Genomic DNA, 12,935 nt, shown 5'->3' with positions numbered 1-12,935 from the left:
TAATAGATACAGGAGTTTGACATGCTGACCCAGGCACAACGCGCCATCATCACCGCCACCGTCCCCATCCTGGAACAGGGCGGCGAAACGCTGACCCGCCACTTCTACCAGAACCTGTTCCGCGACCATCCGGAAGTGCTGCCGTATTTTAATCAGGCGCACCAGCACAGCGGCGAGCAGCAGCGCGCGCTGGCCAATGGCGTATTGATGTACGCCAGACATATCGACCGGCTCGAGGCCCTAGGCGAACTGATGTCGACCATCGTCAACAAGCACGTAGCCCTGCAGATCCGCGCCGAACACTATCCGCTGGTGGGCGCCAGCCTGCTGCAGGCCATCCGCGAAGTGCTGGGGGCAGAGGTGGCCAGCGATGCCGTCATCGATGCCTGGGGCGCGGCCTACGGCCAGCTGGCCGACATCCTGGCCGGCGAGGAAGGGCGCATCTACAAGGCGCAAGCAGCCGCGCCGGGCGGCTGGAGCGGCGCGCGCGATTTTCTCGTGCAGGAAAAGACCGTGGAAAGCGCGGAGATCAGCTCCTTCCTGCTGGCGCCCGCCGACGGCCAGCCCGTGCTCGACTTTGCGCCAGGTCAATATATCGGCGTGCTGGTCACGGTCGACGGCGCGCCCATGCGCCGCCAGTATTCGCTGTCGGCGGCCAGCAATGGCCAGACCTACCGCATCAGCGTCAAGCGTGAGCAGGGCGGCAAGGTGTCGAACTACCTGCACGACGCCGTGCAGGCGGGCGGCACCGTGCAGCTGACGCCACCATCGGGCGACTTCGTGCTGACGGAGAGCGACAAGCCGCTGGTGCTGATCAGCGGCGGCGTGGGCATCACGCCGACCCTGGCCATGCTGACGGCGGCCCTGCACGGCAAGCGTCCCGTGCATTTCATCCACGCGGCGCGCCACCACGGCGTGCACGCCTTCCGCCAGCAGATCGACGCGCTGGCCGCGCAGTATCCGCAGCTGCAGCGCTACTATTGCTACGCGGAGCATGACGGTGAGCAAGATATGCCCGATGCCGTCGGATTGCTGAATAAAGAGCAGTTGAATAGCTGGCTGCCCGCCACGCGCGACGTCGACGCGTATTTCCTCGGACCGCAACCCTTCATGCGGGCCGTCAAGCAATACCTGCGCGAACTGGGCGTGCCGGAACGGCAGACGCACCATGAGTTCTTCGGACCGGCCGCCGCGCTGAACTGACATCGCTTGAGCCCAGGTGTTGCCCTGGCGAGAAAAACACCGCGCCGTAAGGGGCGGGTAAGCCTCGCGCCGTATTGTGAAGCCAAGCTCGAAAACAAAAGAGCAGCTTTTACATAACGGAGGCAATACCATGCATGACGATCTGGTGCAACAAATCAAGCGCGATCCCAATTACCATCGGCTGGTCAAGGTGCGCTCGCGCTTTGGCTGGGCGCTGACGGGGCTGATGATGCTCGTGTATTACGGCTACATCCTGCTGATCGCGTTCGACAAGGAATTTCTTGCCGCCAAGACCGGCGCCGGCGTGATGACCTGGGGCATGCCGATCGGCCTGTTCGTCATCGTGTTTACCGTGGTGATCACCGGCATCTACGTGCGCCGCGCCAACAAGCAGTTCGATGACTTGACGCAAGCCATCCAGGTGCGGGTGCAAGCATGAACGGCGCCGCATTGACACAACGCAAGCTTTCCTGCCTCGCGGCGCTGGCCTTGCTGGCAGGCGTCAGCGGCAGCGTGCTGGCGGCCGGTGCCGACCTGGGCCAGGCTGTCAAGCAGCCCACGAACTGGACGGCCATCATCATGTTCGCCGTCTTCGTCATCTTCACCCTGTTCGTCACCAAGTGGGCGGCCGCGAAGACCAAGTCGGCGGCCGATTTCTACACGGCGGGCGGCGGCATCACGGGCTTCCAGAACGGCCTGGCCATCGCCGGCGACTACATGTCGGCCGCGTCCTTCCTCGGCATTTCCGCCGCCGTCTTCCTCAACGGTTACGATGGCCTGATCTACGCCATCGGCTTTCTTGTCGGCTGGCCCGTCATCACCTTCCTGATGGCCGAGCGCCTGCGCAATCTGGGCCGCTTTACTTTTGCCGACGTGGCCGCCTATCGCTTCAAGCAGGCGCCGATCCGCATCTTTTCCGCTTCCGGCACCCTCGTCGTCGTGGCCTTCTACCTGATCGCGCAGATGGTGGGCGCGGGTCAGCTGATCAAGCTGCTGTTCGGCCTGGAATACTGGATCGCCGTCGTCCTGGTGGGCACCCTGATGATGATCTACGTGCTGTTCGGCGGCATGACGGCCACCACCTGGGTGCAGATCATCAAGGCCGTGATGCTGCTGGGCGGCGCCACCTTCATGGCCGTAGCCGTGCTGGCGCAATTCAACTTCAGCCCGGAAGCGCTGTTCGCCAAGTCCGTGGACGTGCACGCCACCAAGGAAGCCATCATGGGCCCCGGTTCCTTCATCAAGGATCCTATTTCCGCCATTTCCTTCGGCATGGCGCTGATGTTCGGCACGGCCGGCCTGCCGCATATCCTGATGCGTTTCTTCACGGTGCCAAGCGCCAAGGAAGCGCGCAAGTCCGTGTTCTGGGCCACCACCTGGATCGCCTATTTCTACATTTTGACCTTCATCATCGGCTTCGGCGCCATCGTGCTGGTGAGCACCAATCCCGAGTTCAAGGATGCGGCCGGTAAATTGCTGGGCGGTAACAACATGGCGGCCGTGCACCTGGCCAAGGCCGTGGGCGGCAACGTCTTCCTCGGCTTTATGTCGGCCGTCGCGTTTGCCACCATCCTGGCCGTCGTGGCGGGGCTGACCCTGTCGGGCGCGTCGGCCGTGTCGCACGACCTGTACGCCACCGTCATCAAGAAGGGCAAGGCGACGGGCGCCAGCGAATTGAAAGTGTCGCGTGTGACGACCATCGTGCTGGGCATCATCGCCGTGGTGCTGGGTATCGCCTTCGAAAAGCAGAACATCGCCTTCATGGTCTCGCTGGCCTTTGCCATTGCCGCCTCGGCCAACTTCCCCGTGCTGTTCATGTCGGTGCTGTGGAAGGATTGCACGACGCGGGGCGCCACCATCGGCGGCTTCCTGGGCTTGATCACGGCAGTGGCGCTGACGGTGGTGTCAAAATCCGTGTGGGTCGATGTGCTGGGCCATGGCGAAGCGCTGTTCCCGTACGCCTCGCCAGCGCTGTTCTCGATGACGGCCGGTTTCGTCGGCATCTGGCTGTTCTCTGTGCTCGACAAGAGCCCCCGCGCGCGCATCGACCGGGCCGGCTACGAAGCGCAGCAGATGCGTTCGGAAACGGGCATCGGCGCGGCAGGCGCCAGCGCGCACTGATGTTTTAGGTAATTACTGCAGGAAACAATGCCCGGCTTGCCGGGCATTGTTGTTTTTGGCGCGCTTATTTGGCGACGCGCAGGGGGATCACGCCGGCCGCCAGCGCCGGCGCGCCTGGTGTCGCTTCCAGTATCGAGGCCAGCGTGACCGTGTCGAGCACGGCCAGGAAGGCGGCCGTGGCCTGGCCCAGCTTGGCCTTCAGCAGGCAATCGGGCGTCAGCGGGCAGGTATTGCTGTCCTTGTTAAAACATTCCGCCATGAAAAAATCGCTTTCCGTCTCGCGCACGACGGTGCCGATATTGATCTCGGCCGGGTCGCGCGCCAGACGCAGGCCGCCGTTGCGTCCACGCACGGTTTCCACGATGCCCGACAGCCCCAGTTGGTGCACCACTTTCATCAAGTGATTCTTTGAAATCGCATGCAGGTCGGCAATGTCCTGGATGGTCACGAGGCGGTCGCGGTGCGCGCCCAGGTACATCAGGGTGCGCAGGGTGTAGTCGGTATAGGCAGTCAGTCGCATGGGGTTCGTTCATAAGATGTCGATTACATCCTTGTTTCATCCGCAGCATACAGGAGAGCGCGGGCCATGTGTATTGCGCCGTCACTTTTCAGCCTGGAAAGACAAATTTGGTTGCCTTTCGCTCAAATGCGTAGTAAATTTTCATATTGTTGCCCTGGCAAATAGCTTATATGCCCTGTAAATGGCTTTCAGTAAGGATTTTGTTGATGAAAATCAAGAGGATGGTGAAACAATAAGGTAAATTTACTACAAATTGGACGATGGGCGTTTCCCGCGTCGGGAAGCGCGTACTACGCAATCCGTGCGGTGCCGCCGTGGCCGCCCCAGGAAATACATACCATGCAAATGAATGAAGTGAAAGACGAGCTGCTGAGCAGCGATATCCGCCAGCTGGGCCGTCTGCTGGGCGACGCCATCCGCAACCACCTGGGCGACCCCGCCTTCGAGCGCATCGAACACGTGCGCCAGCTGGCCATCCGTTTCCGCCGCGACAATGACGAAGCGGCGCGCGCGCAGCTGTCGGAGGCGCTGCAAGCGTTGTCGCAGGAAGAAACCACGCAATTGACGCGCGCCTTCAGCTATTTTTCGTTGCTGGCCAATATTGCAGAAGATCAACATCACATCCGCCGCACGCGCGCCCACCTGATCGCCGGCTCGCCGCCGCGCCAGGGCAGCCTTGCCCACGCCGTCGGCAATGTGCTGGAGGCGGGCAAGGCCGACGCGCTGGAAAGCTTCTTTGACGATGCTTTTGTGAGCCCCGTGTTCACGGCGCACCCGACGGAAGTGCAGCGCAAGAGCATCCAGAATTGCCAGATGGCCATCGCGCGCCTGTTGAACGAGCGCGACCGCGTGCAAATGACGCCGGAAGAGGCGCAGCAGAACGAGGAAGCGCTGGGGCGCGGCATCGTCACCCTGTGGCAGACGCGCTTGTTGCGCACGAGCAAGCTGTCCGTCATGGATGAAGTGGCCAATGGCCTGTCGTTCTATGACCACACCATCTTGCGCGAATTGCCGAAACTGTATTCTTCGCTGGAAAGCATGCTGGCCCAGCGCGATGCCCGCTGGGAAGACGTGGAATTGCCCAACTTCATGAAAGTGGGCAGCTGGATCGGCGGCGACCGCGACGGCAACCCGTTTGTGACGGCCGACATCCTGCGCAGCACCCTGCAGACGCAGGCCGACAAGGTGCTCGAGTATTACTTGGGCGAATTGCGCAAGCTCGCGTCGCAACTGTCCCTGGCACAAATACTCAATGCCTGCAGCGAACCGCTGCGCGCGCTGGCCGAACGCTCGGCCGACGCATCGCCGCACCGGGTCGACGAGCCGTACCGCCGCGCCCTGCACGGCATCCATGCGCGCCTGGACGCTACGCGCGTGGTGCTGTCTGGCAAGGGCAAGCAGGCCGATGGCGTGCAGCCTTACGCTTCCGCCGTTGAACTGCTGGCCGACCTGGACGTCGTCCAGCACTCGCTCGTCAGCAACGGCTTGCGCGCGCTGGCCCGCGGCCGCCTGCGCCAGCTGCGCCGCGCCGTGAAGGTTTTCGGCTTTTCGCTGGCGCCCCTGGACTTGCGCCAGAATTCCGACGTGCACGAGCGCGTCGTGGGCGAACTGTTCGCGGGTGCCCAGCCCGGCCTCGTCTACCTGGACCTGGACGAAGAGCAGCGCATCGCCGTGCTGCTGGCCGAGCTAGAATCGCCGCGCTTGCTGGCGTCGCCGTATGCGCAATACTCGGAAGAAACGACGTCCGAACTCGACATCTTCCGCGCCGTGCGCGCCGCGCACCAGTTGTATGGCAAGGAATCGGTGCCGAACTGCATCATCTCCAAGGCGGCCAGCGTGTCGGACTTGCTGGAAGTGGCCTTGCTGCTCAAGGAAGTGGGCCTGCTGCGCCAGGACAGCCGCGCGGTGGACGTCAACATCATCCCCCTATTCGAAACGATCGATGACTTGCGCGCCGGCCCCGCCATCATGGCGCGCGCCTTCGGCCTGCCGTTCTACCGGGGCTTGCTGGCCTCGCGCGCGGACCAGCAGGAAGTCATGCTCGGTTATTCGGACAGCAACAAGGACGGCGGTTTCCTGACCTCCGGCTGGGAACTCTACAAGGCCGAGATCGAGCTGGTGACGGTGTTCAAGGAATATCAGATCAAGCTGCGATTGTTCCACGGCCGCGGCGGCTCCGTGGGACGCGGTGGCGGACCCAGCTACGAAGCCATCCTGGCCCAGCCAGCAGGCGCCGTGCAAGGCCAGATCCGCCTGACGGAGCAGGGCGAAGTCATCACGGCCAAGTATGCGAACCCGGAAGTAGGGCGGCGCAACCTGGAAGTGCTGGTGGCCGCCACCATCCAGTCGACCCTGCTGCCGCAGGCCCAGCTGCAGCCGAGCGCCTCGGCCGGCGCGGGCCATCTGGCCGCGATGGAAGAGCTGTCGGGCACGGCCCTGAACGCCTACCGTGACCTCGTGTATGGCACAGAAGGCTTCGAGCAGTACTTCTGGGAATCGACGGTGATCGCCGAGATTGCCGCGCTGAACATCGGCAGCCGTCCCGCCTCGCGCAAGAAATCCACGTCCATCGAGGACTTGCGCGCCATTCCCTGGGTCTTGAGCTGGGCGCAATGCCGATTGATGCTGCCGGGCTGGTTCGGTTTCGGTTCCGCCGTGCAAGCCTACCTGGCCGCCCACCCGGCCGATGGCGCGGACGTGCTGCGCGGCATGTACACGGACTGGCCATTCTTCACGTCCCTGCTGTCGAACATGGACATGGTGCTGGCCAAGAGCGACATCGCCATCGCCGGCAAGTATGCGGAACTGGTCAAGGACGAGGCCTTGCGCGAGGCCATCTTTACGCGCATCCGCGCCGAATATGCAGCCACCCTGGACGCCCTGAAGCTGATCACGGGCCAGGAAGAGTTGCAGCAAGCCAATCCGCTGATGCAGCGCTCCATCCGCAACCGCTTCCCCTACATCGACCCGCTCAATCACGTGCAGGTGGAGTTGCTGAAGCGCTTCCGCGAGGGCAAGCAGGATGCGGCGGCGCGCACGGGCATCCATTTGTCGATCAATGGGATTGCCGCGGGTTTGCGGAACAGTGGTTAATTCTTTTTAACCCAATGGCAAATGCTGGGGTCAGACCTTAAGGTCCAACCCCGGTTTTGGCACCAGGGTTGGTTTTAAGTAAAACAACAAGGAGACAGCATGACCATCAAAGTTGCCATCAATGGCTATGGCCGCATCGGCCGCAATGTCTTGCGCGCGTTTTATGAAGGCGGCAAGCAGCAGGATATCGCCATCGTCGCCATCAACGACCTAGGCGACGCCAAGTCGAATGCGCATTTGACGCGCTACGACACGGTGCACGGCAAGTTTCCCGGCGTCGTCACCATCGATGGCGAGAACATGCTCGTCAACGGCGACCGCATCCGCGTCTTCGCCCAGCGTGACCCGGCCCTGATCCCCTGGGGCGAGCTGGGCGTCGACGTCGTGCTCGAATGCACGGGTTTCTTCACCACCAAGGAAAAGGCGTCGGCCCATCTGAAGGGCGGGGCAAAGAAAGTCATCATCTCGGCGCCGGGCGGCAAGGATGTCGATGCCACCATCGTGTTCGGCGTCAACCAACACGTGCTCAAAGCCACGGATACGGTGATTTCCAACGCGTCGTGCACGACGAATTGCCTGGCGCCACTGGTGAAACCCCTGAACGACGCCATCGGCATCGAATCGGGTCTGATGACCACCGTGCACGCCTACACGAATGACCAGGTACTGTCCGACGTGATGCATGAAGACTTGCGCCGCGCCCGCTCGGCCACGCATTCGATGATACCCACCAAGACGGGGGCGGCGGCGGCCGTGGGCCTCGTCTTGCCGGAACTCAATGGCAAGCTCGATGGCTTTGCCGTGCGCGTGCCGACGATTAATGTGTCGCTGGTCGACCTGTCCTTCATCGCCAGGCGCGACACGACGGTCGAGGAAGTCAACGCCTTGTTGAAAACGGCGTCGGAAGGCGCGCTGAAGGGCATTCTCACGTACCAGACGGAACCGCTTGTTTCCATCGATTTCAACCACAACCCCGCGTCGTCGAACTTCGATGCGACCCTGACCAAGGTGTCGGGCCGCCTCGTGAAAGTGTCGTCGTGGTACGACAACGAGTGGGGTTTCTCGAACCGTATGCTCGACACCACGGTCGCCCTGATGGCGGCCAAGTAAACACGAACCAGCGCTGATCCAGCGCACCACGACGGCCGGCCCACAAGGCCGGCCCTTGCAGCAGCACGAACTTTATAGAAAGCAGCACACCATGACCATGCAAGTACAGCAACGCGCCACCAAGATCGTTTCCACCATCGGCCCCGCTTCGAACGATATCGATACCCTGGTTCGCATGTTCAAGGCCGGCGTCGACGTCGTGCGCCTGAACTTCTCGCATGGCAAGGCGCAAGACCATATCGACCGCGCCCGCATGGTGCGCGAAGCGGCCGCGCTGTGCGGCCGCGAAGTGGCCATCATGGCCGACTTGCAAGGCCCGAAGATTCGCGTCGGCAAGTTTGAAGAAGGCAAGATTTTCCTGGAAAACGGCGCTGCCTTCATCCTCGACGCCAAGTGGGGCGAAAACGGCGAACTGGGCAACATCGAGCGCTGCGGGCTCGACTACAAGGAATTGCCGCGCGACTTGCGCGCCGCTGACGTATTGTTGCTGAACGATGGCCTCATCGTCTTGACGGTCGACAAGGTCGTCGGCAGCGAAATCCACACGACCGTGAAAATCGGCGGCGAATTGTCGAACAACAAGGGCATCAACCGCCAGGGCGGCGGCCTGTCGGCGCCGGCCCTGACGGCCAAGGACATGGAAGACGTCAAAACGGCGATGAGCTTCCAGGCCGACTACGTGGCCGTGTCCTTCCCGAAAAACGCGACGGACATGGTCATGGCGCGCCAGCTGGCCAACATCGCCGGCGAAGCGTGGGACCACAAGCCGATGATGATCGCCAAGATCGAGCGGGCCGAAGCCATTCCCGCACTGCAGGAAATCCTCGACGCGTCCGACGGCATCATGGTGGCCCGTGGCGACCTGGCCGTGGAAGTGGGCAATGCGGCCGTGCCGGCCCTGCAAAAGCGCATGATCAAGATGGCGCGCGCGTCGAATAAGCTTGCTATTACAGCAACGCAGATGATGGAATCGATGATCGTCAACGCCGTGCCGACGCGGGCCGAAGTGTCCGACGTGGCCAATGCCGTGCTCGACGGCACGGATGCCGTCATGACGTCGGCGGAAACGGCCTCGGGCCGCTACCCGATCGAAACGGTGGAAGCGATGGCGGCCATCTGCCTGGACGCGGAAAAGTGGGATACCTGCAAGCTCGATGCCGATTTCCTCAACGCCACGTTCTCGCGCATCGACCAGTCGATCGCCTACGGCGCCCTGTTCACGGCCCACCACCTGCGCGTAAAAGCCATCGCCACCCTGACGGAATCGGGCTCGACGGCCCTGTGGATGAGCCGCTGCAACATCGACATCCCTATCGTCGCCCTGACCCCCAGCGTGGGCACGCGCCGCAAGCTGGCCCTGTACCGCAACGTCAGCACCCTGGAACTGACGTCCGGCACGGACCGCGACAAGGTATTGCAGCAGGCGGAAGACTTGCTGCTGGAACATAAAGTCGTGGCCAAGGGCGACACGGTCGTGCTGACCTGGGGCGAGCCGATGGGCAAGGTGGGCGGCACGAATGCCTTGAAAATCATGAAGATCGGCCAGCATTGATGGCGTGACCGCGCTCTGCCGGGGCCGCGGGAACGGTCTGGGATGCTTAAGAATGCCTGAAAACCCGTCCCCCCGGCGCCAGCGCGCGGGGCGGATGCGCACTTTGCCGTTGCGATGTGCCCATTTCCGTGTCAGCATGTCTTTCCTGCCTCGAAGGCGATTCCGGAGTGCATGATGAGCGCATATCTGCCTGCCCTGATCTGGTCCCTGTCATGCTTTGCCTGCCTGTTCATTGCCAAGCGTCGCCAGTTGAGGACGACGGCCCTCAGGGCAATCCTGGTAGTCTTTCTGGGGCCGTTTGCCATCCCCTTCGTGCTGGCGGCCAGGCCTGGAAAAATCCCGCAACATTAATCCGCCGGCCATCCAGGCAGTACGGGATGGTGGCGTGGCCCGCCGCTGATGCGCTCCTGACGCCAGCCAAGCGTGCGGCCCGTGGCTGTGCCTCTTTGCTATATTTTCATCTTTTAGCCTGGAGACATGCCCCATGCAGCGCAGCGCACCCCTTTTGTTGATGGCTATCCTGTCCCTGTCCGCCGCCTGCGCCGCGGCCGCCGAGCCGGCGCAGCGCTTGCAGCGCGCCACGGGGCTGTGGAAGGTGACGCCCGCCACGTCACCATTTTCCTGGGAAATCTGCGTGGACCGGGAACGCGACCGTCTCATCGAGGACGACCTGTGGACGGACTTCGAGCAGGAATGCACGATCGCGTCGCAACAGCGCGACGGCGACAGCTACCGCTTCGCGTCCAGCTGCCCCGGCGCCACGCTGGAGGGCGCCTTCAAGGGCGACCTGGACAAGGCCTATACCTTGCGCGCCGACACCACCATGGAAGTGAACGGCAAGACGCAGGTGCAGCGCACGGAACTGGCGGGCGAGTTTCTCGGCGCCTGCCCGGCCGGACTGGCGCCGGGCGCGAAGAAAATGCGCGGCGGCATGGTGATGAAGAGCCTGTACGACAATCGCTAGGCCCGGCGGCCCGGCTACGAAGGCGCACCGCGCCGCGTGCCAGTCTTGCCGCACCGCCAGGTGCCAAGGGCGGGGCGGCGTGGCGAAACGGAGCGCGCCCCTGGCGGCGCCTCTGCTACACTGCCGCCGTTCCCACTTCGCCATGCGTCCCATGTCCGCCATCCCCGTCCTCACGCCCTTGAAAAACGCGTTCCAGCAATCGCGCTCGCACAACAATATCGAGCTGATCCTGCCTGAACTGCTGGCCGCGCAGCTGCACGTCGTCATCGGCGGGCAAGGCGAACAGATCGACCTGTTCCTCGTGCCGTCGCCGAACCCCGAGCGCCAGTGCGTGACGGTGGCGGAAGATCCGGCCTTCCTGGCCGGCATCGCCTTCCCCAGCATTCCCGTGACGGGGGCGCAGCTGCTCGCCTCCATTCCTGCCGAGATCGAAATCGTCCTGCTGCATGGCGATGGCGCCAACTACCTGACGCGCGAGCAACTGGCGTGGTTCCGCCGCATGCTGGCACCCGTCGCTTGAAGCGCTTGCCGGCGCTACCCCTGCGGGCGCGGGCGGAATGGATCTGCTTTGCGCCCGCCGAGGATGCGGCGGTCCAGGCGGCGCTGGCGGCCAACGCGCGCGCCGTGCCGTGGCGCTGCGTGCTGCTGGGCGGCTGCGTGCTGATCCTCGCTTTTATCGCGCAAGCCGTCTGGCGCGACGTGCCGTATGCGGGCGATGCCGTGCTGCTGGGGCCATTGGCGCTGGCGGCCTGGGTCGTCGGCCTGGTCGTGTTCCCGGGGCGCAATCTGCTCTTCCATATGGAACTCAACGACGCGGGCCTGCAACTGCGGCGCCAGGCGCGGCGCCTGCCGGGCTGGGACAAGACCGTGCAGCTGGACCTGGCGCAACTGCAGCGGGTCGAACTGATCAGCCACGCGGGGCCGTCTTCCGTCTACCGGGGTTCGCCGCCACTGGCGCGCATCGACCTGTTGCTGCATACGACGCGTGCGGATTTCCCCCTGATCCGTACCGTGGGCCTGGACTTGCCCGTGCCGCAGCGCTGGTCTTTGCTGCCCATCAAGGAGGAACTGTGCCGCCGCTGTACACTGGCCGGTATCCCCGTCAAGGTCACTGCCGGCCCGCCCTGCCAGCCGAGCGCCGCCATCCGCGCCCGGTGGCTGCAGGCCTGATTGACTCTGCTATGATGCAGGCACGCCGGCCACGTGAGCGCCGGTGACAAGGAATCTGCCGTGACTAGTTTCTTTCGCCCCTGCTTTCCGCACGCTTGCGCCTTGCTTGCCTGCGCCGCCTTTTCCCTGCCCGCCGTTGCCGCAGCTCCCACGCTGGAGGCGACCATCATGGCGCTCGATGCCGAGGCCTTCGACGCCTTCAATCATTGTGCAGAAGCGGGCCGTTTGCAGCAGCATGCGGCGTTCTTTGCCCCCGACGTGGAGTTTTATCACGACCAGGGCGGCGTGACGTGGAACCGCGACGCCATGCTGGCCAATACGCAAAAACATGTGTGCGGTAAATTCCGCCGCGAAATCATCGCGGGTTCCCAGCGCGTCTACCCCATCAAGGACTTCGGCGCCATCGAACAGGGCTCGCACCGCTTTTGCCAGTTCGATACGGGTAGCTGCGACGGCCTGGCCGATTTCACCATCATCTGGAAGCAGGGCCCGGCAGGCTGGCAAATGACGCGCGTGCTCAGTTACGGCCACCGCGCCACGCAGTCGCAGTAAATGCGCGCCGTGTCGCTGCGCGCTGTCGATGCGCACAACGTCGACGCGGTGCGCGCGCTGGCCCCGCACGAAGCGCAGCAGCGTTTCATCGCCGGCAATGCCGAGTCGCTGGAACTGGCGGCCGGGCATGCGCACATGCATGCGCGCGCCATCTATGCCGGCGACGTGCTGGTCGGCTTTGCCCTGTATGCGGAAGCGGGTCAGGCCGGCCGCCAGGATACCCACGTGCTGTACCGCCTGATGATCGCTGCCGGCGAGCAGGGAAGGGGCCACGGCCGCCGCGCGCTGGCCCTGCTGCAAGGCGAGATGCGCGCGCGCGGCGCGGCCCGGGTGGCGTTTTGTATTACGCGCCGGACAACCTCGTGGCCCGGCAACTGTATGCATCCGCCGGCTTTGTGGAGGCGGGCATCGACGCGGATGGCGAGATGATGGCGGTGTGCGCACCGGCATGACGGCGGCGTGCCAGGCGCGTTATGGGCAAGTGTCGCGGCATGACCGCATAAAATGTACTTCCTGGCAATTGTATTGCTGAAGTCCTATGAATATTTTCGCAAAGCAACTATACTCATGGCTCTTAAAAAAATCATCGTCACGCTGGCGGCCAGCTATCCGCACCAGAGTTCGTACGCATTCCGCTTTTTCTTCCTGTA

General features: G+C 63.4%; 13 protein-coding genes. 12 read left to right on the top strand and 1 reads right to left on the bottom strand.

What is annotated here, in order from left to right; genetic code table 11:
- Positions 1-21 precede the first annotated feature (21 nt).
- The 3 genes from hmpA to AC07VL_RS13610 all read left to right on the top strand — a co-directional run bounded on the left by hmpA (position 22) and on the right by AC07VL_RS13610 (position 3,324).
- Positions 22-1,203, top strand: a complete 1,182-nt coding sequence (hmpA, locus tag AC07VL_RS13620; RefSeq protein ID WP_494806343.1) for an NO-inducible flavohemoprotein — start codon at positions 22-24, stop codon at positions 1,201-1,203.
- A 130-nt stretch (positions 1,204-1,333) separates the two neighbouring features.
- The gene (locus AC07VL_RS13615) at positions 1,334-1,642 is read left to right on the top strand and encodes a DUF485 domain-containing protein (protein ID WP_494806342.1); all 309 of its coding nucleotides are present in this window, start codon (positions 1,334-1,336) and stop codon (positions 1,640-1,642) included.
- Positions 1,639-3,324, top strand: coding sequence for a cation acetate symporter (locus AC07VL_RS13610; protein ID WP_494806341.1), 1,686 nt, complete (start codon positions 1,639-1,641; stop codon positions 3,322-3,324). The genes AC07VL_RS13615 and AC07VL_RS13610 overlap by 4 nt, the downstream gene beginning before the upstream one ends.
- 64 nt (positions 3,325-3,388) lie before the next feature.
- On the opposite strand, the gene AC07VL_RS13605 is transcribed toward AC07VL_RS13610, so the two are convergent.
- Positions 3,389-3,844: an RrF2 family transcriptional regulator gene (locus AC07VL_RS13605; protein WP_494806340.1), complete on the bottom strand. Its 456-nt coding sequence runs from the start codon at positions 3,842-3,844 to the stop codon at positions 3,389-3,391.
- 339 nt (positions 3,845-4,183) lie between these two features.
- On the opposite strand from AC07VL_RS13605, the gene ppc reads away from it, so the two are divergent.
- The 9 genes from ppc (at position 4,184) to AC07VL_RS13560 (ending at position 12,714) form a co-directional block, all read left to right on the top strand.
- Entirely contained in the window at positions 4,184-6,937 is a 2,754-nt protein-coding gene (ppc, locus tag AC07VL_RS13600) for a phosphoenolpyruvate carboxylase (RefSeq protein ID WP_494806339.1), read from the top strand.
- A 99-nt stretch (positions 6,938-7,036) separates the two neighbouring features.
- Entirely contained in the window at positions 7,037-8,047 is a 1,011-nt protein-coding gene (gap, locus tag AC07VL_RS13595) for a type I glyceraldehyde-3-phosphate dehydrogenase (RefSeq protein WP_494806338.1), read from the top strand.
- A 91-nt stretch (positions 8,048-8,138) separates the two neighbouring features.
- Positions 8,139-9,599, top strand: coding sequence for a pyruvate kinase (pyk, locus tag AC07VL_RS13590; RefSeq protein ID WP_494806337.1), 1,461 nt, complete (start codon positions 8,139-8,141; stop codon positions 9,597-9,599).
- 174 nt (positions 9,600-9,773) lie between these two features.
- Complete coding sequence (locus AC07VL_RS13585; RefSeq protein WP_494806336.1) at positions 9,774-9,950, top strand: hypothetical protein; 177 nt, start codon at positions 9,774-9,776, stop codon at positions 9,948-9,950.
- Positions 9,951-10,083: 133 nt separating this feature from the next.
- Positions 10,084-10,563, top strand: a complete 480-nt coding sequence (locus AC07VL_RS13580; protein ID WP_494806335.1) for a DUF3617 domain-containing protein — start codon at positions 10,084-10,086, stop codon at positions 10,561-10,563.
- Positions 10,564-10,714: 151 nt separating this feature from the next.
- Positions 10,715-11,083 carry a hypothetical protein gene (locus tag AC07VL_RS13575; RefSeq protein ID WP_494806334.1) on the top strand — a complete coding sequence of 123 codons (369 nt, stop codon included), beginning with the start codon at positions 10,715-10,717 and terminating at the stop codon, positions 11,081-11,083.
- Entirely contained in the window at positions 11,080-11,733 is a 654-nt protein-coding gene (locus AC07VL_RS13570; RefSeq protein ID WP_494806333.1) for a hypothetical protein, read from the top strand. The genes AC07VL_RS13575 and AC07VL_RS13570 overlap by 4 nt, the downstream gene beginning before the upstream one ends.
- Before the next feature lie 60 nt (positions 11,734-11,793).
- The gene (locus tag AC07VL_RS13565) at positions 11,794-12,285 is read left to right on the top strand and encodes a nuclear transport factor 2 family protein (protein WP_494806332.1); all 492 of its coding nucleotides are present in this window, start codon (positions 11,794-11,796) and stop codon (positions 12,283-12,285) included.
- A complete protein-coding gene (locus tag AC07VL_RS13560; protein WP_494806331.1) occupies positions 12,286-12,714 on the top strand; it encodes a GNAT family N-acetyltransferase in 429 nt (142 codons plus the stop codon).
- The last annotated feature ends 221 nt before the right edge of the window (positions 12,715-12,935 follow it).

Source organism: Janthinobacterium sp. GW821-FHT03C08, from assembly GCF_059420905.1.
This window is presented reverse-complemented; position numbering and strand designations above follow the sequence as displayed.